This is a genomic window from Sphingomonas sp. 35-24ZXX (genome assembly GCF_000786215.1).
In the GTDB taxonomy this organism is placed as follows: domain Bacteria; phylum Pseudomonadota; class Alphaproteobacteria; order Sphingomonadales; family Sphingomonadaceae; genus Blastomonas.
Genome location: NZ_JROG01000003.1, coordinates 1,192,050 through 1,213,184, shown reverse-complemented (window position 1 = coordinate 1,213,184; position 21,135 = coordinate 1,192,050). Strand labels below are relative to the sequence as shown.

General features: G+C 63.8%; 18 protein-coding genes. 14 read left to right on the top strand and 4 right to left on the bottom strand.

Annotation, left to right across the window (positions count from 1 at the left end):
* Positions 1–13: 13 nt before the first annotated feature.
* Genes LI72_RS08155 through rimO form a run of 3 tightly spaced genes read left to right on the top strand, consistent with a single transcriptional unit; the run spans position 14 to position 3,021 of the window.
* Entirely contained in the window at positions 14–520 is a 507-nt protein-coding gene (locus tag LI72_RS08155) for an arsenate reductase ArsC (RefSeq protein WP_033925188.1), read from the top strand.
* A complete protein-coding gene (gene arsB, locus LI72_RS08150) occupies positions 517–1,584 on the top strand; it encodes an ACR3 family arsenite efflux transporter (RefSeq protein ID WP_033925187.1) in 1,068 nt (355 codons plus the stop codon). Before LI72_RS08155 ends, arsB begins: the two co-directional genes overlap by 4 nt.
* A 21-nt stretch (positions 1,585–1,605) precedes the next feature.
* Positions 1,606–3,021: a 30S ribosomal protein S12 methylthiotransferase RimO gene (gene rimO, locus LI72_RS08145; protein WP_443018110.1), complete on the top strand. Its 1,416-nt coding sequence runs from the start codon at positions 1,606–1,608 to the stop codon at positions 3,019–3,021.
* A 1,106-nt stretch (positions 3,022–4,127) separates the two neighbouring features.
* Here rimO and LI72_RS08135 read toward each other — a convergent pair.
* Positions 4,128–4,589, bottom strand: coding sequence for an Lrp/AsnC family transcriptional regulator (locus LI72_RS08135; RefSeq protein WP_156139534.1), 462 nt, complete (start codon positions 4,587–4,589; stop codon positions 4,128–4,130).
* Positions 4,590–4,727: 138 nt separating this feature from the next.
* On the opposite strand from LI72_RS08135, the gene phhA reads away from it, so the two are divergent.
* Both phhA and LI72_RS08125 read left to right on the top strand, forming a co-directional pair.
* Positions 4,728–5,672 carry a phenylalanine 4-monooxygenase gene (phhA, locus tag LI72_RS08130; protein WP_081984721.1) on the top strand — a complete coding sequence of 315 codons (945 nt, stop codon included), beginning with the start codon at positions 4,728–4,730 and terminating at the stop codon, positions 5,670–5,672.
* A 55-nt stretch (positions 5,673–5,727) separates the two neighbouring features.
* Positions 5,728–6,864 carry an epoxide hydrolase family protein gene (locus tag LI72_RS08125; RefSeq protein ID WP_033925185.1) on the top strand — a complete coding sequence of 379 codons (1,137 nt, stop codon included), beginning with the start codon at positions 5,728–5,730 and terminating at the stop codon, positions 6,862–6,864.
* A gap of 52 nt (positions 6,865–6,916) precedes the next feature.
* Here LI72_RS08125 and LI72_RS08120 read toward each other — a convergent pair whose 3' ends face one another.
* Genes LI72_RS08120 through LI72_RS08110 form a run of 3 tightly spaced genes read right to left on the bottom strand, consistent with a single transcriptional unit; the run spans position 6,917 to position 8,556 of the window.
* Entirely contained in the window at positions 6,917–7,885 is a 969-nt protein-coding gene (locus LI72_RS08120) for a TraB/GumN family protein (protein WP_033925184.1), read from the bottom strand.
* Positions 7,886–7,931: 46 nt separating this feature from the next.
* Positions 7,932–8,375 (bottom strand): hypothetical protein, encoded by a 444-nt coding sequence (locus LI72_RS08115; RefSeq protein WP_156139533.1) that lies wholly within the window; start codon positions 8,373–8,375, stop codon positions 7,932–7,934.
* On the bottom strand, positions 8,344–8,556 hold the full coding sequence (locus tag LI72_RS08110) for a helix-turn-helix transcriptional regulator (RefSeq protein ID WP_033925464.1): 213 nt from the start codon (positions 8,554–8,556) through the stop codon (positions 8,344–8,346). The genes LI72_RS08115 and LI72_RS08110 overlap by 32 nt, the downstream gene beginning before the upstream one ends.
* A gap of 434 nt (positions 8,557–8,990) precedes the next feature.
* Here LI72_RS08110 and LI72_RS08105 point away from each other — a divergent pair, with 434 nt between their 5' ends.
* The 9 genes from LI72_RS08105 to LI72_RS08070 all read left to right on the top strand — a co-directional run bounded on the left by LI72_RS08105 (position 8,991) and on the right by LI72_RS08070 (position 21,130).
* Positions 8,991–11,099 (top strand): molybdopterin oxidoreductase family protein, encoded by a 2,109-nt coding sequence (locus tag LI72_RS08105; protein WP_033925182.1) that lies wholly within the window; start codon positions 8,991–8,993, stop codon positions 11,097–11,099.
* A gap of 38 nt (positions 11,100–11,137) precedes the next feature.
* The gene (locus LI72_RS20010; protein ID WP_156139532.1) at positions 11,138–11,302 is read left to right on the top strand and encodes a hypothetical protein; all 165 of its coding nucleotides are present in this window, start codon (positions 11,138–11,140) and stop codon (positions 11,300–11,302) included.
* A gap of 158 nt (positions 11,303–11,460) precedes the next feature.
* Positions 11,461–12,300 carry a glycine--tRNA ligase subunit alpha gene (locus LI72_RS08100; protein WP_033925463.1) on the top strand — a complete coding sequence of 280 codons (840 nt, stop codon included), beginning with the start codon at positions 11,461–11,463 and terminating at the stop codon, positions 12,298–12,300.
* 151 nt (positions 12,301–12,451) lie between these two features.
* The gene (gene glyS, locus LI72_RS08095; RefSeq protein WP_033925181.1) at positions 12,452–14,695 is read left to right on the top strand and encodes a glycine--tRNA ligase subunit beta; all 2,244 of its coding nucleotides are present in this window, start codon (positions 12,452–12,454) and stop codon (positions 14,693–14,695) included.
* Positions 14,696–14,742: 47 nt separating this feature from the next.
* Positions 14,743–17,406 carry a pyruvate, phosphate dikinase gene (ppdK, locus tag LI72_RS08090; protein ID WP_052129611.1) on the top strand — a complete coding sequence of 888 codons (2,664 nt, stop codon included), beginning with the start codon at positions 14,743–14,745 and terminating at the stop codon, positions 17,404–17,406.
* Between the two features lie 118 nt (positions 17,407–17,524).
* Positions 17,525–18,103, top strand: a complete 579-nt coding sequence (locus LI72_RS19010) for a DUF1214 domain-containing protein (RefSeq protein ID WP_052129610.1) — start codon at positions 17,525–17,527, stop codon at positions 18,101–18,103.
* Positions 18,100–18,630, top strand: a complete 531-nt coding sequence (locus LI72_RS08080; RefSeq protein ID WP_033925179.1) for a DUF1254 domain-containing protein — start codon at positions 18,100–18,102, stop codon at positions 18,628–18,630. The genes LI72_RS19010 and LI72_RS08080 overlap by 4 nt, the downstream gene beginning before the upstream one ends.
* 136 nt (positions 18,631–18,766) lie before the next feature.
* A complete protein-coding gene (locus LI72_RS08075) occupies positions 18,767–19,981 on the top strand; it encodes an acyl-CoA dehydrogenase family protein (RefSeq protein WP_033925178.1) in 1,215 nt (404 codons plus the stop codon).
* A 3-nt stretch (positions 19,982–19,984) separates the two neighbouring features.
* A complete protein-coding gene (locus tag LI72_RS08070; protein WP_052129609.1) occupies positions 19,985–21,130 on the top strand; it encodes an acyl-CoA dehydrogenase family protein in 1,146 nt (381 codons plus the stop codon).
* The last annotated feature ends 5 nt before the right edge of the window (positions 21,131–21,135 follow it).

Sequence of the window (21,135 nt, the reverse complement as noted above, 5' to 3'; positions counted from 1 at the left end):
GGCACGCACCGCGATGATCCGCATCCTGTTCCTGTGCACCGGCAATTCGGCGCGCTCGATCCTGGCAGAGGCCCTCGCAAACCATCTGGGTGGCGGCCGGCTGCAGGCATTCTCGGCGGGCAGCTTCCCCAAGGGCGAGCCGCACCCGATGGCGCTCCTGCTGCTGGCGAAGCGCGGGATCACGGGCGATTTCCGCTCGAAAAGCTGGGACGAATTTGCAGTGCCGGATACGCTGCCGATCGATATCGTCATTACGGTCTGCGACAATGCCGCCGGCGAGGTCTGTCCGATCTTCCCCGGCCGCGCGATCAAGGCGCACTGGGGTATTCCCGATCCGGCGGCCGTCGAAGGCGAAGGCCAGCGCGCCGCGTTCGAGACGGCGTTTGATCAGATGCGGGAGCGGATTGCGGCGCTGCTGGAACTGGACCTTGCCACCCTTGTTTCGTCCAACTTTGCACCGCAGCTTGCCCAGATTGGTCGGATGAGCGGTGCCACTCCAGGCAAAGACCCCATCACATGAACCACACAGTTGCTGCCGACGGGGCAAATCCGCCTGCCACGATCGGCTTTTTCGAGAAATATCTCACCATCTGGGTTGCCCTGTGCATCGTGGTGGGCATCGCGCTGGGTGCGATCATGCCGCAGTTTTTCGCGGTGGTCGCGGCCGCCGAGGTCGCCAAGGTCAATATCCCGGTGGCAGTGCTGATCTGGCTGATGATCATCCCCATGCTGATCCGCATCGATTTCGCCGCATTGGGCGAGGTGCGTTCGCAATGGCGCGGCATCGGGGTTACCCTGTTCGTTAACTGGGCGGTCAAGCCTTTCACCATGGCGCTGCTCGGCATCGTCTTCCTGCAATGGCTGTTCGCGCCGTTGCTGCCTGCTGACGAAATTCCCTCCTATATCGCAGGGCTGATCCTGCTGGGTGCGGCCCCGTGCACGGCGATGGTCTTTGTGTGGTCCAACCTGTGCGATGGCGATGCCAATTTCACCCTCAGCCAGGTTGCGCTCAACGATGCGGTGATGCTGGTCGCGTTCGCCCCGATTGTCGGATTGCTGCTTGGCGTCGCCTCGATCACCATACCATGGAACACGCTGATGCTGTCGGTGGGGCTGTACATCGTCATCCCGCTGATCATTGCGCAGGTGCTGCGCCGCAGCTTTCTGGCGCAGGGCGGTGAGGCGGCGCTCGAACGGTTCCTGGGCCGCATCCAGCCGGTATCGCTGCTGGCACTGCTCAGCACGCTGGTACTGCTGTTCGCCTTTCAGGGGGAGACGATCCTGGCTAGCCCGCTCGTCATTCTGCTGCTTGCAGTGCCGATCCTGATCCAGGTCTATTTCATTGCCGGGCTGGCCTATTGGATGAACCGGCAGCTGGGTGTCGCCTGGAACATCGGCGCGCCGTCGTGCCTGATCGGGGCCTCCAATTTCTTCGAGCTGGCGGTGGCGGCCGCGATTGCCTTGTTCGGGCTGAACTCTGGCGCGGCTCTGGCCACGGTGGTAGGCGTGCTGGTCGAGGTGCCGGTGATGCTGACGATTGTCGCGATGGTGAAGCGGTCGCGCGGCTGGTATGAAGCGCACTGAACCCCGGCATTCACTTCATCCATGACAAAGCCGCGCAAAACGCCTATGCGGCGCGGCATCATGTCCACCCCCATCACGATCCCCGCCCCGCCGAAAGTCGGCATGGTCTCGCTCGGCTGTCCGAAAGCTCTGGTCGATTCCGAACGCATTCTCACCAAGCTGCGCGCCGAAGGCTATCAGATGTCCGCCGATTACGCCGGTGCCGATGTCGTGCTGGTCAACACCTGCGGCTTCCTCGACAGCGCCAAGGAAGAGAGCCTTGAGGCGATCGGCGAGGCGATGGCCGAGAACGGCCGCGTCATCGTCACCGGATGCATGGGCAACGAGGCCGATGTCATCCGCGCGCGCTTCCCCGATGTGCTGGCCGTCACCGGCGCGCATCAGTATGAGGACGTGGTGCAGGCGGTGCACGATGCCGCTCCGCCGGCGCGCGGCGCGTTCATTGATCTGGTGCCCGAAGGCGGCATCAAGCTAACCCCGCGCCACTACAGCTATCTCAAGATTTCCGAAGGCTGCAACCACCGCTGCTCGTTCTGCATCATCCCGTCCTTACGCGGTGATCTTGCCAGCCGCCGCATCGATGCGGTGCTGCGCGAGGCGGAAAAGCTGGTCGCTGCGGGCACGCGCGAGCTGCTGGTGATCAGCCAGGATACCTCGGCTTATGGCGTCGACACCCGGCACGAGCCGCGCGACTGGAAGGGCCGTCAGGTGCGCGCGCACATGACCGATCTGGCGCGCGAGCTCGGCGGATTGCGCACACCCGAAGGCCAGACGCCCTGGGTGCGGCTGCACTATGTCTACCCGTACCCGCATGTCGACCAGGTCATCCCGCTGATGGCCGAGGGGCTGCTGACGCCCTATCTCGACATCCCGTTCCAGCACGCCGCCCCTGCCGTCCTCAAGCGGATGAAGCGCCCTGCGAACGAGGCCAAGGTGCTCGACCGGATCAAGGCCTGGCGGCAAATCGCGCCCGACATCACCATCCGCTCGTCGTTCGTCGTCGGCTTCCCCGGCGAGACCGAGGCGGACTTCCAGTATCTGCTCGACTGGCTGGACGAGGCGCAACTCGACCGCGTCGGCGGCTTCCGCTTCGAACCGGTCGAGGGCGCAGCCGCAAACCTGCTGTCCGATCCGGTGCCCGAAGAGGTGAAGGAAGAACGCTACCAGCGGCTGATGGAAAAAACTGCCGCGATCAGCGCCGCCAAACTCGCCGCCAAGGTTGGCCGCACGCTGCCGGTGATCATCGACGAGATCGGCGAGCCCGACGAGGAAGACGGCTCGGTCGGCGCTACCGGCCGCTCGCAGGCCGATGCGCCCGAGATCGACGGCCATGTGTACTTGCGCGATGTGCCCGAGGGGCTGGCGCCGGGATCGTTCGTGGACGTGCTGGTCGAGGATGCGGACGAGCATGATCTGTACGGGGTGATTGCGGGCTAGCGGTAAGGGCCGGGCCTATGCACTGCGCCCTCCACAGCCCCCTCCGCTCAGGCTGAGCCTGTCGAAGCCCCCGCGCGGACGGTAGCCCTAATTACTCCCCAGTCATGCTGAACTCGTTTCAGCATCCATCGCGCCTCAAAAGCCGAAGCCGCATGGGGAGAAATGGACCCTGAAACAAGTTCAGGGTGACGTAGTGCGGTAGCGAAAAGGGTGGCACGGGGCCTTCGACAAGCTCAGGCTGAGCGGGGGGCTATGGATGAGCGCTGGAAAACGGTTTGTTCTGGTAGCCCAAAATCCGCTAATCCTACCCGTCATGCTGAACTCGTTTCAGCATCCATCGCGCCTCAAAAGCCGAAGCCGCATGGGGAGAAATGGACCCTGAAACAAGTTCAGGGTGACGTAGTGCGGTAGCGAAAAGGGTGGCACGGGGCCTTCGACAAGCTCAGGCTGAGCGGGGGGCTATGGATGAGCGCTGGAAAACGGTTTGTTCTGGTAGCCCAAAATCCGCTAATCCTACCCGTCATGCTGAACTCGTTTCAGCATCCATCGCGCCTCAAAAGCCGAAGCCGCGTGGGGAGAAATGGACCCTGAAACAAGTTCAGGGTGACGGACAAATGCGTCTGGCGCAGACAGTGCCCCTGCGTTGATTTGCACGGCCCGTATCTGCACCGAGTGACGGCTGCATCCAACGGTAAGCAATTTTTTCACTCACCGCTCGGCGGAAAATGAAGAGACATTTATTGCAAAACAATGAGTATCCTCACCCCTGGCTGTCCACATTGTTCGTCCCCAATCCCGTTGGCCAATTTCTACGTCAGGATAGGCACGCCGTTCACGTGTAAGGACTGCCAAACTCAGTTGATGATCCCGAAGAATTATTCCATTCCGTTAGCCGCTATTGCAGCTTTCTGGGGCTTAAAGGGTGGCGCGCAGTCCCGCGCAGAGCTGTTCGGATTGTTCGCCGTTGTCGCTCTTGCAGTTTGGATTGTGTCTCGGGTCTTTCTCTTGCCACGTGTCGTGCCAGAGAAGTGAGGGGCCATGTTTGGTACAAACCTGTCCCCTGATCTGCATGGCTCGGCAACAGTTCTGCGCTTGGCTTTCCCCCCCTAAACCGGCAACTCGCCTTGCGCCTTCGCCTCCTTCAGCACGAAACTGGTGCTGATCGCCTTGATGCCTGCGATCGGGCGCAGACGTTTGTTGGCAAAGTCGGCATAGCTGTCGAGGTCGCGGCTCACCACCGTGAGGATATAGTCCGCGCCGCCGGTGACCTGGTGGCAGGCGATGACCTCGTCGAGATCGGCGATGGCGTCCTCGAACGCGCGCGTGACCGCCTCGCCGTGATCGGCGATTTCGACGCTGACGTACGCCAGCACGCCAAGGCCCAGCGCGCGCCGGCTCAGCCGCGCCGCATAACCGCGGATCACGCCATCCGCCTCGAGCTTGCGCACGCGCCGCCAGCAGGGCGAGGCCGACATGCCGACGGTTTCGGCGAGCTCGGCATTGGTCATGCGGCCATTGTCCTGCAGCGCGCGCAGGATGCGGATATCTTCCGGTTCCAGATCGATCATCGCAAGACTTTACCGATAACCGACAGAAAACGAAAGACCTGATCGATTTCGGTCGGTGCATGGCAAGAAACAGGCAGGATTTTTCACCTGCACCATGCTATCTCTCTGCCTCGCAAGCTTCGCACCAGGGGACACAGCATGGAAAACCTTCTCATCCGGCCCGATGCCGTCGATTTTTCGGTCATTCCCGATGTGCCTGCCGAGACCTGTGTCGCGCCGCTCCAGCGCCCGGCGCATCTCGGCGAGGATTGGCTCGAGCCGCAGCAACGCGTCTACACGTCCGAAGAGCACGGCATCTGGGACGATCTGTTCGCCCAGCAGATGGATGTGCTGCCGGGCCGTGCGGCGAGCAGCTTTATCGCGGGGCTGGAGCGGCTCGATCTGGGGCGCGGCGGCGTGCCGGATTTCGGCGCGCTGAGCGAGGAATTGCAGCCAATCACTGGCTGGTCGGTGGTGCCGGTGCCGATGCTGATCCCCGATCACGTGTTCTTCTATCACCTCGCCAACCGGCGCTTCCCGGCGGGCAATTTCATCCGCTCGCGCGAACAGTTCGATTACATTTCCGAGCCCGACGTGTTCCACGACGTGTTCGGCCATGTGCCGATGCTGACCGATCCGGTCTATGCCGATTACATGCAGGAATACGGCCGCGCCGGATGGAAGGCACTGGCCTACAACCGGCTGAAGGCGCTCTCGGCGCTCTACTGGTACACGGTCGAATTCGGGCTGATCCGCGAGGCCGATGGCATCAAGGCCTATGGCGCGGGCATTCTCTCTGGCCCGCTCGAGGCGAAATTCTCGGTCGAAGGGCAGTCGCCCAACCGCATCCATCTGGAGGTCGACCGGGTGATGCGCACCGATTACGTCATCTCGGACATGCAGCCGACGTACTTCGTGATCGACAGCTTCGAGGAGCTGTTTCGCAAGACGGTCGAGCGCAATTTCGATGATCTGTATCGCGGACTGAACCCCGGCTTCACCTATTCCAACCAGGCGGTGCTCGGCGGCGACAAGGTCTATCACCTGGGCACCCAGGAATATGCCAACCGGGGCGGGCAGGGGTCTGGCGCCAGGCCGGTGTAAGAACTGACACGATTGTCAGTTGCGCGCTCCCCCTGCGCCGGTCTAGCCTCGCGGCATGACCCAGCCTCGCCCCCGCCCGTTCACCATCGATGTGCCGCAAGCCGCCATCGACGACCTCCATGCCCGTATCCGCGCCACCCGCTGGCCGGAGAAGGAGACGGTGGACGATTGGGATCAGGGCATCCCGCTCGCGGTGGTGCAGGATTTCGCGACCTATTGGGCCAAGCAATATGACTGGCGCCAATGCGAGGCGGCGCTCAATGCCTATCCGCAATATCTGATCGAGCTGGACGGGGTGGACATCCATTTCCTTCATATCCGCTCGCAGCACCCGGGGGCCCGCCCGCTCATCATGACGCACGGCTGGCCGGGATCGGTGCTGGAGTTCATCGAGGTGATCGAGCCGTTGACCAACCCGGATGACCCAGCGGACGCCTTCCACCTCGTCATCCCGTCGCTCCCGGGCTTCGGCTTTTCGGGCAAGCCTACCGAGCCGGGCTGGGATATCGCGCGGATCGCGAAGATCTGGAACGACTTGATGCTCGCCCTGGGCTATGACCGCTATTTCGCGCAGGGCGGCGATTGGGGGTCGGGCGTCACGCTGGAGATCGCGCGGCAGAACCTGGGCGCATGCGCTGCAGTGCACTCGAACATGGTGCTCGCTTTGCCTGATCCGACGACGATGGCGGACCTCAGTGATCTGGAAAAGCGCGCGGCGGCGCGGATGCAATATTATCAGGAGAAGGAAAGCGGCTATTCGTCGATCCAGAAGACGCGGCCGCAGACCATCGGCTATGCGCTCGCCGACTCCGCCGTCGGGCAGATGGCTTGGATTCTGGAAAAATTCCGCAACTGGTCCGACTGCGACGACAGCTTCTCGGGCTTCAGCCGCGATGCGTTGCTCGACACGATCACGCTCTACTGGTTGACCAACTCGGCGGCGTCCTCAGCACGGCTTTACTGGCACAGCTTCTCGAACATGGGCTTCGATCCGATCAGCCTGCCGATGGGCGGCACGATCTTCCCGCAGGAGCTGTTCCAGACCTCGCGCCGCTGGGCGGAAAAGCGCTTCAGCAACATCATCTACTGGAACGAGGTCGACAAGGGCGGGCATTTTGCCGCGCTGGAAGTGCCGCAGATCTTCGTTGAAGAAGTGCGCGCCTGCTTCCGCAAGGCGACGCTGGACGCATAAACCCCGCCAGCGCTTGCACACTGGCGGGGTATCGGGGTTGCAGTCCGATTTCTTACTTGGTCACGCGGGTGCTGGGGATGCCGGCGGTGGCAAGCTGCGCCTGCACGCTGTCCTTGCCGACCAGGTGCGCCGCGCCCACGGCCATGAACACCGTGCCCGGCTTGTCCATCCGCGCCTTGATCCACTTCACCCAATTGGCGTTGCGGTTGGTGAGCAGCGCGTCGTACAGGCCGGGATAGCTCTCCATCCCTTCGTTCAGCAGCTTGTCGAGCGTTGCCAGATCGCCCTTGCCCCAGGCATCGACCAGCAGATCGATCTGCGTCGTCACTTCGGGCACGCCATCCAGCGTCACGTCGAGAAACTCGATCTGCTCCTTGGTGCCCAGGCTGTCGAAAATGCCGAGCTGCTGCTCGATGGTTTCCAGCTGGCCGAGCGGCTTGCCCTGCGCCTTGGCGGCGCTGGTCAGCAGCTTTTCCGCGCCGCTGTTGAGGTCATAGCCCTTCATCAGCAGCGGGACGGTGGTCAACGTGACGCCGGCAAACCACGGCTCGTACTGGTCGAGCGCGACCGGCGGAATGTTGAGGGTGCCCAGCGTCTTCTCGTACTTGGCCAGCACCGGCGGGGTCAGCAGGCTGCGCAGCGTGGTGCCTTGCGGATTGGCGGCCAGCGTGTTGACGATGGTCTGCATTGCCGTCGGGTCGGAAGGCTCCAGCACCTCCAGCACCAGCTCATCCGAAGCATCGAATGCGGTCTTCACATCGTCCTTCAGCCAGTTGAGCCCGGGGCGCAGCACATGGACGGTGCCGAACAGATAGATGGTGGTGTCCTTGTCGCGCACGACCCACATCGCAGGGTTGATGTCTTGCATCACCGGAGTGGCTGCAGGAGCCGGGCCCAGCGCCTCGGCGACGCTGGTCTGGTCGCGTGCCAGCAGCGGCGTGCTGGCAAAGCCGATGGTGGCGACAGCGGCCAGCGTCATGGTCGCAGCGCCGGTGCGCAACGTGTTGAACAGGGTAATCATGCGAGGAATGCCTTTCTTGAGGGGTGGGGAAGGTAGGGGGGAGGGGTCAGCGATATTTGTACCAGACATAGGCGAGCACGTTGCTGATGATGCCTGCGAGAAACAGCCAGAGAGCATCGGGCTCAGGCACGATTCCGCCCAACCACAGGGTGAACCAGGTCGGATAACCGATCATCATGATATTGCCGGCGACCACCATGGTCTTGGTGTGGATCACACGCTCCAGCTCGTCGGAGACCTGCATCAGCTTCCACGAACCATAGATGGAGGAAATGACAAACACGATGGCGCTGAGCACAGCCAGCCAGGGAGGTATGCTGTTGGCGGTGAGGTGGCCAACACTCTCGTCCTCGAAAAAGCCGACCAGGAACCCAGACACCGCGCCGACCGCAAACAGCGCGCCGACGACCATGTTGATCCTTTTTTGGCGCTGCTTGGCGCGCGCCTGCCAGTCGCTCTCAACCATGATGGTCTCCGGTGAACTCGTCATCGAAAATCTCCTCGATAGCCATGTCAAACAAGCGTGCGATCCGGAAGGCCAGCGGCAGCGACGGATCGTATTTTCCGGTCTCGATCGCATTGATGGCCTGGCGCGAGACGTCGAGCCTCGCGCCGAGTTCGGCCTGGCTCCAGTCGCGTTCGGCGCGCAGCACCTTCAGACGGTTCTTCATGTCTTCCATCCGTGTGTCATCCTTGTGCACCTGCAGATACCGATGCGGTCATGCGAGAACCAGATGGATCGGCATGATGCGTGCGGAGCTTCCCGACGAATGCGCAGATCCTGAGTCCTGTCCCTGGCTACTGATCCAAGCGCAGACGGCGCAGGTCAGCAGCGCAAGTCCTGCCGCCCAGCCGTAAGCGCGGCGGATACCTGTCATCGGGAGCGGCGGGTCTGGCCTGTCCATCGGTTCGTCCTGTCATTGCTCACTGACCAAATGTTAGCTTACCCTGACTTTATGTCGTGATTCGCTGACCATGTCAAGTGACCCTGACTTAGTGCCAGTGTCGCATGACATCCGCTACGGAATGGCGCGGTTTTCGGTGGCTGGTCAGCAGCCGGGTACGCTGATACCCTCTTACCCAAAGACATCAGGGGAGAGACAGCATGGCGGACGAATCGGCCACCACCATCCACGCGCGCACCTGCCATCTGTGCGAGGCGAACTGCGGCGTGCTGATCGAGGTCGAGGGGCGCAGGGTCGTCTCGATCAAGGGCAACCCCGACCATGTGCTGAGCCGCGGCCATATCTGCCCCAAGGCGACCGCGCTCGCCGATCTGCAGGATGACCCCGACCGGCTGCGCCGCCCGGTCAAGCGCACCGCCACCGGCTGGCAGGAGATCGACTGGGACACGGCGTTTGCCGAGATCGGCGCGCGGATGGCCGAAATCATGGAGGGCGGCGGCCAGCCGGCGCTCTACATGGGCAACCCCAATGCGCACAATTACGCCACCGGCACGCAGACCGGGGTTCTGCGCAAGGCGATGAAGCTGCGCACGCTGTACTCCGCTTCGACGCTCGACCAGATCCCGCACCAGCTGATCCAGATGTGGATGTACGGGCACAACGCCTTGTTCCCGATCCCCGACGTCGACCGCACCCGGTTCATGCTGATCATCGGTGGCAATCCGCTCGCCAGCAACGGCAGCGTGTGGACCGTGCCGGATGTGAAGAAGCGGCTGAAAGCGGTGCAGAAGCGCGGCGGGCAGGTGGTGGTGATCGATCCGCGCCGCACCGAAACCGCGAAGATTGCCGACGCGCACCATTTCATCCGCCCCGGTACCGATACCGCGTTGCTGCTCGGCCTGCTCAAGGCCCTCGACGAGGCCGGGCAGGTAAAGCCGGGCAGGCTGGAACCGATGCTTGACGCGGGCTGGGCCGCGGCGTGGGATGCGATCCGCCGGTTCGACGTCACCACGCTCGCGGGCCATTGCGGCATCGCGGAAGACGTGATCCGCGCGCTGGCGGCGACCTTGGGCAATGGCGAACCTGCCATCGTCTATGGCCGCATGGGCGTTTCGGTGACGGAAGCGGGAACGCTCAACCTGTGGCTGATCCAGCTGCTCAACATCGCCACCGGCAATCTCGACCGCGAGGGCGGGGTGATGTTCTCCTCGCCGGTGGTCGATCTGGTCGCCGGCGCGGGGCCCGGCACCTATGACCGCTTTCGTTCGCGCATCGGCAACCGGCCCGAGGTGATCAGCGAGTTTCCGTCCGCGCTGCTTCCGGACGAGATCGCGACGCCGGGCGAGGGGCAGATCAAGGCTCTGGTGGTGCTCTCGGGCAACCCGGCGCTGTCATCGCCCGGCGCCTGGGGCGAGGCGCTGCCGCAGCTCGACCTGATGGTGTCGGTCGACATGTTCGTGACCGCCACCAGCGCGCATGCGCATTACATCCTGCCTCCGTGCGGCCCGCTGGAAAAGGACCATTATCCGCTGCTGCTCGGGCCCATCGCGATCCGCAACTATGCCGATTACTCGGCGCCGACCCTGCCGATGGAAGAGGGCAGCAAGGCGGACTGGGAAATCGTCGCCGAAATGGCGCGCGCGATCCTGCAGGCGCGGGGCGAAGCGGTGCCGAATATCGTTCCGCCGCGCACCGTGCTCGCCTCGATGCTGGCGCGCTCCGACTATGACGTGACGCTGGAGGAGCTGGAGGCGAACGCCAACGGCAAGGACTTCGGCCCGCATGTCCAGCGGCTGCCCGAACGCTTGCAGACGCCTGACAAGCGCATCGCCTGCGCGCCGAACCTGTGCCTGGAGGCGCTGGAGCAATGGCGCGCCGCGCTCGCCGATACGCCGCCCGATGCGCTGCTGCTGATCGGACGGCGGCATGTGCGCAACAACAACAGCTGGATGCACAATGCGCCGCGCCTCGCCAAGGGCCCGGATCGCTGCACCGCGATGATCCATCCCGACGATGCCGCCGCGCGCGGCATCGGTGATGGCGATCCGGTGCGAGTCACCAGCCGCGTCGGTTCGGTCGAACTGGCCGCAGAGATCAGCGAGGACGTGATGCCGGGCGTCCTCTCGATCCCGCATGGCTTCGGGCACGACAAGCCGGGGACGCGGCTCTCGGTGGCGGGGAGGCGCCCGGGCGTATCGCTCAACGACCTCACCGACCCGCAGGCGATGGACCCGATTTCGGGCAATGCGGTGCTCAACGGCACGCCGGTGACGCTGGAGAAGGTGCGCGAGGCGGTGGCCGCGGAGTAGTTGCCACTGCGCAGCCATGATGTAGCATGACGGCCTGAATGAGCACCAAGCGGGGAGACATCATGGACAAGAAGTATCTGGGCGCAGGCATCGCGATCGGGGTCGCGCTCGGCATTGCCACCGACAACCTCGCCATGGGGCTGGTGCTGGGCTTTGTTGCGGGCCTTTTCATCGGCAAGTTCAGGGCCGGTGGCGGGAGCTAGCGCGTCGGTTTCCCGGGCGAGCGATCTGTTGCCCTTGCGGGACAGGGGGTGGCACCTCTCACTTGACCGCAGCGCCGCCATCGGCCAAAGCGCGGCCCATTCATATTGCATCTGCGAAGGCCGGACGTTTGAGCGAGCAAAGCCTGTCATTCCAGGACATGATCCTGACCCTGCACAGCTTCTGGAGCCGTCATGGCTGCCTGATATTGCAGCCCTATGACATGCCGATGGGGGCGGGCACATTCCACACCGCGACGACCCTGCGCGCGCTGGGGCCTGATCCGTGGAACGCCGCTTTCGTGCAGCCCTGCCGCCGTCCGACCGATGGCCGCTATGGCGAGAACCCCAACCGGCTGCAGCATTACTACCAGTATCAGGTGATCCTGAAGCCCTCGCCGGGCGACATCCAGCAGCTGTATCTCGACAGCCTGACCGCGATCGGCGTCGATCCGCTGCTGCACGATATCCGCTTTGTCGAGGACGACTGGGAAAGCCCCACTCTGGGCGCCTGGGGGCTGGGCTGGGAGGTTTGGTGCGACGGCATGGAGGTGACGCAGTTCACCTATTTCCAGCAGATGGGCGGCTTCGATTGCAAGCCCGTTGCGGGCGAGCTGACTTACGGGCTTGAGCGGCTTGCGATGTACATCCAGGGCAAGGACAGCGTCTACGACCTCGATTTCAATGGCAACGGTGTCACCTATGGAGACGTGTTCCTGGAAAACGAACGCCAAATGAGCGCCTGGAACTTCGAGGTGGCGAACACCGAGAGCCTGTTTGACGCGTTCCGCAAGGCTGTCGCCGAGTGCGAGAACTGCCTCGATGCCAAGCTGCCGATCCCGGCGTACGAGCAAGCGATCCAGGCGAGCCATGTCTTCAACCTGCTGCAGGCGCGCGGGGTGATCTCGGTCGCCGAACGCCAGGCCTATATGGGCCGCGTCCGCGACCTCGCGAAGGGCAGTTGCGAGGCGTGGATGGAGAAGAACGGGTGGGCCGCGTGATGGTGATGGCCTGCGTTATTCGTCACCCTGAACGTGTTTCAGGGTCCATCGGGCACCAAGCGCCTTCGCCCTATCGGCTCCAAGACGGTCGATGGATGCTGAAACAAGTTCAGCATGACGGAATGGGCGCTGTCGGCCAGGAGCGCGCGGCATGACCGATTTCCTGCTCGAACTGCTGTCCGAGGAAATCCCTGCGCGGATGCAGGGCAAGGCGCGCGCCGATCTCGAGAAGCTGTTCACCGATCAACTCGCTGCCGCCGGCCTCAAGGCTCAGAGCCTGCAGACCTTCTCGACCCCGCGTCGCCTGGCACTGATCGCGCGTGGGCTGCCCGAGACCACCGAAGCGGTTTCGGAAGAGCTCAAAGGCCCGCCCGCCGATGCGCCAGATGCGGCGGTCGATGGCTTCCTGCGCAAGGCCGGGCTGACCCGCGACGCGCTGGAGACCCGCGAGGTCAAGGGTCGCGCGACGCTGTTCGCGGTGATCAACAAGCCGGGCCGCGCCACCGCCGATGTGCTGGCAGAGGCCATCCCCGCAATCATCCGCGCCTTCCCGTGGCCCAAGTCGATGCGCTGGGGTGTTGCCAGCCAGACCACTGAGAGCCTTCGCTGGGTGCGTCCGCTGCAGGGCATCATCGCGCTGCTTGGCGGTTATGTCGTGCCGTGCGAAGTCGATGGGCTTGTCGCGGGCAATACCACCGTCGGCCACCGCTTCCATCACAAGGGCCCGGTGACCATTTCGGGCGTCGAGGATTACGCCAGCGCGCTGCGTGCCGCGCACGTGATCGTCGACCATGACGAGCGCGCCGCGATCATCCGCGATGGCGCAGCCAAGGCTGCAAGCGACGCCGGTTTTGTCCTCGTCGAGGACGAAGGTCTGGTGGTCGAAAACGCCGGGCTCACCGAATGGCCGGTGCCGCTGCTCGGCCGCTACGACCCCGCGTTTCTTGAGGTTCCGCCTGAGGTCATCCAGCTAACCACCCGGATCAACCAGAAATATTTCGTCGTGCGCGATTCCGCCGGGGCGCTGGCGCCCGCGTTCGTCTGCACCGCGAACATTGCGGCGCACGACGGCGGCAAGGCGATCGTCGCGGGAAACGAGAAGGTGCTGGCGGCGCGCTTGAGCGATGCGTGGTTCTTCTGGGAACTCGACCAGAAGAAGACGCTCGAGCAGCATTCGGAAAAGCTCGCGAACATCGTCTTCCACGAAAAGCTGGGCACCGTCGCCGACAAGGTCGAGCGCGTCGCCAAGCTCGCACGCTGGCTGTGCGAAGAGGGTATCGTCAAGGGCGACCCGGCGCTCGCCGAACAAGCGGCCAAGCTGTGCAAGGCTGATCTCGTGACCGAGATGGTCGGCGAATTCCCTGAACTTCAGGGGCTTATGGGCGGTTATTACGCGGCGAAGGAAGGTCTCGACCCCCAGGTCGCCGCCGCCATCCGCGATCATTACAAGCCGGTCGGGCAAGGCGATGATGTGCCCACGGCTCCCGTAACGGTGGCGGTGAGTCTGGCGGACAAGCTGGATTCGATTTTATCATTCTTGGCAGCAGATATGCGTCCGACAGGTTCCAAAGACCCATTTGGTCTTCGTCGATCAACTCTGGCCTCGCTCGCGCTCATTCTTGCAAATGACCTTCGGTTAAAGCTGGATGATCTGATTTTTTTGAGCATGAACTTGGCAATAATCACTCTGGCCAGGCGTGCAGTCGCCACCTTTCCAGAGAAAAGTGGTTCATTTGATCTGCATCTGCCGGAGATCGGCAACCTTTCATTGGGTAAGCTGGATGGTCAGCTAGGCGTGAGCTTGAACGGGGTCCAAATTGACGTAAATGATTATTGGGACAAAATTCCTTGGTTTGGAGGTGATGTGCCGTCCAAGGTTGAGCCAATTCGTGAAGAGGCTCTGAAACTATTCGCCGACCGCCTCAAGGTCCAGCAGCGCGAAGCCGGTGTCCGCCACGACCTGATCGACGCGGTGTTTGCGCTCGGTGGCGAGGATGATCTCGTCCGCCTCCTCGCGCGCGTTCATGCGTTGCAGGCGTTTGTTGAAACCGGCGAGGGGGGCAATCTGCTCGCCGGGTACAAGCGCGCGGCGAATATCCTCAAGAAGGAAGAGTTCACCCCCGTTCCTCCGGGAGAGGGGCTGGAACCTGCCGAAGCCGCGCTGATCGCCGCGCTCGATGACGCCGAACCGCGCGCGATTGCCGCGATCGACGCCGAGGATTTCGAGGGCGCGATGGCGGCGCTCGCCGTGCTGCGCGCGCCGATCGATGCGTTCTTTGATGACGTGACCGTCAACGATGCCGACCCCGCCAAGCGCGCTGCGCGGCTGGGGCTGCTCGCGCGGTTCCGGTCCGCGGTTCACCGGGTTGCCGATTTTTCGAAGATCGAGGGATAGCCTCGACACCCTTCACCAACATTTCAAGACGGACAGGCAGTATTGCGATGACCAAATATGTGTACCGGTTCGGTGGCGGCGCCAATGACGGCGGCGCGGGTGACAAGTTCCTGCTGGGCGGCAAGGGGGCCAATCTCGATGGCATGGCCTCGATCGGCCTGCCGGTGCCTCCGGGCTTCACTATCAGCACCGAAATGTGCACGCGCTATTATCAGGATGGCGAGGTGTTTCCGGACAGCCTGAAGGCGGAAGTCGCAGACGGCCTCAAGCATATCGAAGCGATCACCGGCAAGGTGTTCGGCGATGCCGCCGATCCGCTGCTGGTCTCGGTCCGCTCGGGCGCGCGCGTGTCGATGCCCGGCATGATGGACACGGTGCTCAACCTCGGCCTCAACGACGCCACCGTCGAAGGCCTGGCCAAGGTCTCGGGCGACGAGCGTTTTGCCTGGGACAGCTATCGCCGGTTCGTCCAGATGTATTCGGACGTCGTGCTCGGCCTCGACCATGATGCGTTCGAGGAAGCGCTCGAGATCATGAAGGAAGACAATGGCTTCTTCAGCGATACCGAGATGGAAGCCAAGCACTGGAAGGCGCTGGTCGCCGAGTACATGGAACTGGTGCAGGACCAGTGGGGCAAGCCGTTCCCGCAGGATGTGAACGACCAGCTGTGGGGCGCGGTCGCCGCGGTGTTCGGATCGTGGCAGTCGGAACGCGCGAAGGTTTATCGCCGCCTCAACGACATTCCCGCCGAATGGGGCACCGCGGTCAACGTGCAGGCGATGGTGTTCGGCAACATGGGCGACACCTCGGCGACGGGCGTGGCGTTCACGCGCAACCCCTCGACCGGCGAGAACCTCTATTACGGCGAGTTCCTGATCAACGCGCAGGGCGAGGACGTGGTCGCGGGCATCCGCACCCCGCAGTACCTGACCAAGCAGGCCCGCGAGGAAGCCAATGCCAAGCCGCTGAGCATGGAAGAGGCGATGCCCGAAACCTATGCCGAGCTGGCCCGGGTGTTCGACATCCTCGAAAAGCATTACCGCGACATGCAGGATATCGAATTCACCGTCGAACGCGGCAAGCTGTGGATGCTGCAGACCCGCTCGGGCAAGCGCACCGCCAAGGCGGCATTGCGCATCGCGGTCGACATGGCGAACGAAGGCCTGATCACCGAGCAGGAAGCGATCGCCAGGGTCGACCCGATGGCGCTCGACCAGCTGCTCCACCCCTCGCTTGATCCCGATGCGGCGCGCGATGTGCTGACCAAGGGTCTGCCGGCGTCTCCGGGTGCAGCCAGCGGCCTGATCGTGTTCGATGCCGACACCGCCGAGCGTCGCAACGAAATGGGCGATTCGGTGATCCTGGTGCGCATCGAGACCAGCCCCGAGGACATTCACGGCATGCATGCCGCCAAGGGCATCCTCACCGCACGCGGCGGCATGACCAGCCACGCTGCGGTGGTGGCGCGCGGCATGGGCCGTCCCTGCGTCTCGGGCGCGGGCAGCCTGTCGATCGACAACAAGGAGCGCGTGCTGCGCATCGGCAAGCGCGAACTGCGCGAAGGCGACACGATCACCATCGATGGCACCACCGGCGAGGTGATGCTGGGCGAAGTGCCCACCGTGCAGCCCGAGCTGGTCGGCGATTTCGGCGTGCTGATGGGCTGGGCCGACAAGGTCCGCCGCCTCAAGGTGCGCACCAACGCCGAGACGCCCGAGGATTGCCGCGTCGCGCGCGATTTCGGCGCCGAAGGCATCGGGCTGTGCCGCACCGAACACATGTTCTTCGAAGCCAGCCGCATCACCAATGTGCGCCAGATGATCCTCGCCGAGGACGAGGCGGGCCGGCGGGCCGCGCTCGAAAAGCTGCTGCCCGAACAGCGCGCCGACTTCCACAGCATCTTCGAGGTGATGGCGGGGCTGCCCGTCACCATCCGTCTGCTCGATCCGCCGCTGCACGAGTTCCTGCCGCACAGCGAGAACGAGTTTGCCGAAGTCGCCGAGGCCGCTGGCGTCGGTGTCGAGGTCCTGAAGCGCCGCGCCAACGAACTGCACGAGTTCAATCCCATGCTCGGCCATCGCGGCTGCCGCCTGGGCGTGACCTATCCTGAAATCTACGAGATGCAGGCGCGCGCGATCTTCGAGGCGGCGTGCGATGTGGCCGCTGCCAGCGGCGCCGCGCCGATCCCCGAGGTGATGATCCCGCTGGTCGCCACCAAGCGCGAACTCGAGCTGATGAAGAAGGTGGTCGATGTCGCCGCCGAGATGGTGTTCGCCGAAAAGGGCCGCCGGATCGAATATCTGGTCGGCACGATGATCGAATTGCCGCGCGCTGCGCTGATGGCCGATGAAATCGCCGAGGTCGGCGAGTTCTTCAGCTTCGGCACCAACGATCTCACGCAGACCACGCTGGGCGTCAGCCGCGACGATGCCGGACGGTTCCTCACGCAATATGTCGACAAGGGCATTTTCGCGCGCGATCCGTTCGTCAGCCTCGATATCGAAGGCGTCGGCCAGCTGATCGAGATCGCGGTTCAGAAGGGCCGCAAGACCCGTCCGGACATCAAGCTGGGCATCTGCGGCGAGCATGGCGGCGACCCCGCCAGCATCGCGTTCTGCGAGGACACCGGCCTCGATTATGTCAGCGCCTCGCCCTATCGCGTGCCGATCGCGCGGCTGGCGGCTGCCCAGGCAGCGCTGAAGAAGGGTTGATCGATACGCTCCCCTCCCGCTTGCGGGAGGGGAGAGCGTGTGTACAAACCCCCTGCGTACCCCCTTGCCATCGCCCGCCGTCTTCCGGCATAGGCTGTGCCAAAATATAGGGGGCAGGATGCGCAGCGGGTTTCGCTATGGATTGATGCTGGCCGCAGGGCTGGCGATCGGGGTCGGCACGGCCGTGGTGCAGTTGCGGCAGAGCTTCGCGGCCTTCGGAATCGATAACGGTCCCTGGCACACGGGCACCAATGTCGGCACCGCCGATGCCAGCGTTGCCACCCGCGCCACCGTGGCCCTGCGCGGCCTGCTGGCGCTTCCCGAGCGCGAAGCGATCTATTTCAACGCGACCACGGACAGTGCCGGACGCACGCTCGACGGGCGCTGTGCTTACCGCGTCACCGGCGGCGCGATCGATGCGCGTTGGTGGAGCCTCACGCTCTACGATGCCAAGGGCTATCTCATCCCGAACCCGGCGAGCGTCTATTCGGTGGGTAGCGCTGCGATCCTGCCGGAAGAAAGCAACCGCTGGACGGTCGATATTGCGCGGGAAAGGACAGGGGCGCACTGGATCGCCATGCCCGATGACCAGCGGTTCGAACTGACGTTGCGCGCCTATCATCCCTCGCGCGATCTGCTCGGCCGTCGGGGGAGCGTCCCGCTGCCCCGCATCGAGCGCCAGGAGTGCCGGACATGAGCCGCTGGATCGGACCCATTGTCGTTGCTGTCTTGGCTGCCCTCGCGGGCTGGTACATCACGCTGGCTGCGACCCCCACGGTGATCATGGACCTCGCCTGGGAGCGACTGGCGACCCAAGCGGGCTACAACCGCATGGCGCACACCCCGCTGGTGGTGGCGGAGCGCCAGGCGATCGTCCGGCCCAGCCCCGACCTTGCCTATTCGATCTGCTCGTTCGACCTGACAAAGGGGCCGCTCGAGGTGATGGCCAACCCCGTGCCTGACCATTACTGGTCGCTCACCGTGTTCGACAGCGTCACCAATGTCGCATTTGTCGAGAGCGATCGCGACAGCAAGGGTGCGCCGATCCGGATCGTGCTGGCCACCGCCGATCAGGCCGTTGCCAAAGGCGCGCGCAAGGTGATCATGCCCGATGCCAAGGGCGTCGCGCTGATCCGCGTGCTGCTCAAGAACCGGGGCGAAATCGGCGCGGTGGATACGTTCCGGAAGAAATCCTTCTGCCGGCCTTTGAAGGCGTCCAGCTAGTCTGATCGATTTGGCGGGCGTACCGCCATGCCTCTGGACAAGCGCTGCGCGCGCTTGCATACCTGCGTTTAACCGGACGATTAAACGAGCGCGAATCCAGCCGCGCCGCATCGTCCGCCCACGCAGGAGAGAAAAGATGTCATCCCGCCCAAGCGCTGCCGAACTGGCAGAATACGAAGCCCAGGCCGACGCCTGGTTCCGCGAGAACACCCCCAAGGACCCTGGCTTCATGCTGCCGCTGACCTTCATGGAGGTCAGCACCGATCAGCAGTTCGAGTTTCTCTGCGCCTGGCAGCGCAAGGTCTATGAGGCGGGCTATCTCGGCGCGAGCTGGCCTGTCGAATATGGCGGCGGCGGGCTGCACCCCGATTTCCAGCGCATCGCCACCAAGGTGATGAAGAAATACGATGGCCCGATCATGCTCAACGCGATCGGCATCGGCTGGGCCGGTCCGCTGATCATGGACATTGGCAGCGAGGAAGAGAAAAAGAAGTACATCAAGGGGATGCTGAACGCAGAGGATATCTGGTGTCAGGGTTTCTCCGAGCCCGAGAACGGCTCCGACCTCGGCAATGCGCAGCTCAAGGCCGTCCGCGAAGGGGACGAATATGTCCTCAACGGCTCCAAGATCTGGACCTCGCTGGGCGACCGCGCGAAGTACATGATCCTGCTCGCGCGCACCTCGAATGACGGACCGAACAAGTATGCGGGGCTCAGCTTCTTCCTCTCGCCGATGCACGCGCCAGGTATCGAGACGCGGAGGATCAAGAAGCTCACCGGCGAATATGGCTTCGTCCAGTGCTTCTTCACCGATGCGCGCATCTCCGCCGAGTGCCTGATGGGCAATGAGGGCGATGGCTGGCAGATCGCGATGAAGACGCTGGAATATGAGCGCGGCGCCAAGGTGAACCTGGCGGGCGGCTATTTCCTGAAAGAGCTCGACGCGATGGGCGTGGTCGAGCTGGCGCGGGAATCGCAGCGCGGCGGCAAGCCTCTGCTCGACGACCCCGTGATGAAGGACCGGATGGTCGATTTCATGATGGATATCCAGGCGCTCAACCTCAACAACCAGCGCCGCCGCATGGGGCCGTTGGTGCAGGATCGCCCGATGGGTCTGGCACTGATGAACAAGCTTGCTCGCACCGAGATGATCCGCGAGCTGACCGAGTTCTCGCTGGGCTTCCAGGGAACGCGCGGCGGCTATTATGTCGATGATCCGTGCGCGGTGGACAACGGCTATTGGCACCGCAGCTACTTGAACAGCTTCTCCGCCACCATCGGCGGCGGCACCTCAGAGATCCAGCGCAACATCATCGCCGAGCACGTGCTCGGCCTGCCGAAGGGACGCTAATCCGTGGCATTCAGTGAAGGAAATCTCGCCGACCATCTGGGCGGCCTCAGCTACAGCGAAGAGCAGATCGAGCTGATGGATGTCGCGACCAGCTTCTGCCGCGACAAGTCGCCGATCGACAAGGTGCGCAAGCTGATCGAGGACGAGCGCGGCTATGATCCTGCGGTCTGGCAGGAGATCGTCGATCTGGGCTGGCTGGGCATCGCGGTACCCGAAGCGCAGGGCGGCGTCGGCCTGTCGATGGCCGAGGTCGCGCCCATTGCCGAGCAGATGGGGCGGCGCTTGCTTGCCACGCCCTTTGCGACCTGCACCATCGCCGCGCAGGCGCTGCTTGCCGCGGGCGACGAGGCACAGTGCGGCGAGTGGCTACCGCGCATCGTCGCGGGTGAAGTCGCGACGCTCGCGCTCACCGAGCCGCATGGCGACTGGAACCTCGGCCATGTCGAGGCGACCGCGAAGGCGAGCGGCGAGGGCTATGTGCTGAGCGGCACCAAGCAGTTCGTGACCTATGCCAAGGACGCGGCGCTGGTAATCGCGTCTGTCACCGTCGAGGGCGCGGTGCGGCTTGTGCTGATCGAGCGGTCGGCGATCCCAGACAGTGCACTGCGCCGCGAGATCATCATCGACGAGACCAAGCGCAGCTATGAATTGACGCTCGACGGGATCACCGTGCCCGCGTCCGCGCTGCTCGATGCCGGGCGCTCGGGCAGCGCGCTCGGCCAGATCGAGCTCGCAAGCGCCTTGCTGCAGGCGGCGGAAATGTGCGGCGGGACGCAGAGCGCGATCGATTACACGATCGAGTATCTCAAGACCCGCAAGCAGTTCGGCAAGCTCATCGGCGAATATCAGGCGCTCAAGCACCCGATAACCAACGCCTATGTCGGTTACGAAAAGGCGCGCTCGCACATGCTCAGCGCCGCGCACAATTTCGGCCAGCAGGGTGTTGGCGAGATCGCGGTGCGCATGGCCAAGGCGAGCGCCGACAAGGCGTACAGCTTTGCCGCCGACCGCGCAGTGCAATTCCACGGCGGCTTCGGCTTCACCCATGATTGCGACGCCGGGCTCTATCGCCGCAGCGCGATCTGGCACGCCAGCCAGTACGGCGACGCCGCCTGGCACCGCGCCAAGCTGGCCGATCTGTTGTTCTGACCCTT